The organism is bacterium (genome assembly GCA_040753555.1).
Lineage (GTDB): Bacteria > UBA9089 > UBA9088 > UBA9088 > UBA9088 > JBFLYE01.
The window spans coordinates 1-2,728 of record JBFMDZ010000244.1 but is presented as its reverse complement, the minus strand read 5'-3'; the positions used below and the strand labels follow the sequence as shown (position 1 = coordinate 2,728).

The following is a 2,728-nucleotide window of genomic DNA, read 5'->3' as shown; positions in this document are numbered from 1 at the left end:
TTCCATATTCCCAAAATACCCTCTTTGGGAGTATTTGAGGAGGTAATAGGGTTCCAGGCAATCGGGTTTTCTCCCTTTCCATACTCTATGGTAAAGGAGGAAAGTTTGGATAATGTTCTCGTTCCATTGACACTGAGATTATCCCTTGCGATGCCCTCAATCTTTACCTCACCCTTAACCTTTTGATTGCACATCGGCTGAATAAGAGAGCAAGATGGATTTGCCCTTGAGGTGAACCGATAGTCGGTAACCAAAATCGTTCTACTCTTGTCCCAATTCCATTCTTCTAACAATACCTTTGTTTTATCAGGGGATATTCCATTTGACCAGGCATAGGCAAAAAGGAAGGGTGTAATCTCACAAACTGCACTATTTTTTATCGCATCCTCAAAATTCGTTATTACCTTAATGCCTCCACCCCTTCTGTAATCCTCTGCCTCAAAAAAGATAAGTTCCCCTGTATCGGGAAGGAAACCTAAGGGAAGCCTTATGGATAAATCATCATTGAATAATTGAACATAAATTGGTTCCTTAGCTTGATAAATTACCTCCCTTGCATTCTTGATTACCCATATTTTTGTATTGTCATATCCATTCTCTAAGGCAAAGACAATCATTTCGCCATCAGGAGAGAAAGAGGGATAAAGGATACGGCCATCTAAATTTGTTATCTGCCTTATACTCGCACTTGAGCTTCCCGAAAGCAAGGAAGGTATATCCTTAAGCACAAAAAGGTTTGTTGAACTAAAAATAATGGAATTTCCATCAGGAGAAAATGAGGGTTGGTCGCAATCTTGAGGAATTATGTAAAGAGAAGAAGGGCTTCCATTGATATACTCCTTAAAATTCTTAAGGATGCAAAAACAGCTTTGGGTGCTATAACCTGAAAAAACAACCATTTTATTGTCAGGTGAAAAATCTGGATATCTTTGACTAAATTCACTATTTGGAAATAATTGCCTTTCATTCTCTCCATTTGCCTCCATAATATAGAGGGTTGTATACTTAGAGAAAAGAATATGCTTCATATCAGGGGAAAACATAGAAGACCAATTGTATTTTTTATCATTGGTTAATCTTTTAATACTTCTTTCTATGGGTAAATCAAGACGGATTGAACAATCTGCCATATTTCCCGAATAATCCAAAGCCCTTATTTCTACCCAATAATCTTTATAAACAACTGAATCCTTAGGAATTGAGAATGTATAGGTGTATTTCCCATCTTCTTTTTTCATTTCTGTATTGTAAGAAAGACCAAACCAAAGAAGGTCTACAGTAACCTCCTTGATTCCTCCATTGTCATTAACATCAATATTTATTGTTATCCTAAAGGAATTACCCGCATCCTCTATATTGCAAAAAGAGGAAGAAAGGGAGGGAGGAAGAATATCTGTTTTTATAGAAGGAACAACCCTTATTTTATAAACAGTGTAATAACTAGACGATAATGCCTTAGTCTTTTCTTGCTTAATATCCTCTTCTAAAAAAGGACAAAGTTGCCACCAAAAGAGATGCTTTTCCTTTTCTTCTGGGGAAAGAGGTGCCTTGCTTCTACTACTCCTATGAAGCTCCCAGGTAATGTTTCCTGAAGGATCTACCTCAATTATTCGGCTGTTTCCACAATCAGCGATTATTGTATTTCCATTAGCAAGTCGGTCAGCCGAAGATGGGGAATTTAACTTACCCATTGTAGAACCAGGAGAATTAAGAATCCCATAACTGAAAGCAATCTCCTTCTCTTTATTTATCTCAATTACCCGATGCTTTGTAGATTCAACAATAAGGGTATTTCCATTAGAAAGCCTTCTTGCATCTATTGGGTTTGAGGTTTCATATTTCCAGACAATGTTATTTGTCTTCTTATCAACTTCAATAACACTAGAGCCGCCAAAATTAGCAATCAAAACATTTCCGTTTGATAATTCTTCAACAGCTGTAGGACGGTAAATAGAGGTATTATATTCCCAAACAACCTTTCCGCTTTTGCTTACCTCAATTACCCTGTTATTCCCACTATCGGCAATCAAGACATTGCCATTTTCAAGATAAAAGGCATCCTCTGGGCGATTAAGAAAGCCTTCTCTGTTTCCAGGTTTATTTAAATGCCCATATTTCCACTTGATTCTTTCAAATGGGTCTATAATATAGACTTGATCACATAAATCTACAATGAGGGTATCCCCATTTAAAAGACGCTTTGAAGAAAAAGGAAGAAATCCAGAGGGATAATTCCAAATTGTTCTATATCCCAAAGGAGGATCTACAAATCTGTCAATCTCTTCTACCTCATCCCAGTCTGCTGTAGTCATTAGGAATGTAATTTTAAGATAGGTAATAAATGGGGATGATAATGTGCCTTCATTTCCTGCCTTATCTACCGAGGTTACTCTATAGGTTAAAGTCCCTGGCTCTTTTGGAATATCCTGAATATATCGCTCTGTTGTGCTTCCAACAAATATGCCATTTCTGTAAAGTTTATAATACGAAATCCCAGATAATGAATCTGTCCCACTATCCCAAGAAAGGTATGTAGTTCCTTCGCTTCCAATTCCCTTAAGGTTTAGAGGAGGAGAAGGTAGGGTTAGATCAATGGTTATTCCATCAGAATAGCCAATGTCAGACCAAAGCCCAACCTCATTCTTTGCCTTGACACTGAAATAATAGGTTTTTCCTTCCATAAGGTTTAAACCTCTCTCAATGGTTAAGGTAGCTAATCCGGCAGACC

1 protein-coding gene is annotated in these 2,728 nt (G+C 37.4%); it reads right to left on the bottom strand.

The annotated features are described in order from the left end of the window. On the bottom strand, window positions 1-2,681 hold a 2,681-nt coding region (locus AB1630_11990; GenBank protein ID MEW6104513.1), incomplete at its 3' end, for a PQQ-binding-like beta-propeller repeat protein. Window positions 2,682-2,728: the final 47 nt, after the last annotated feature.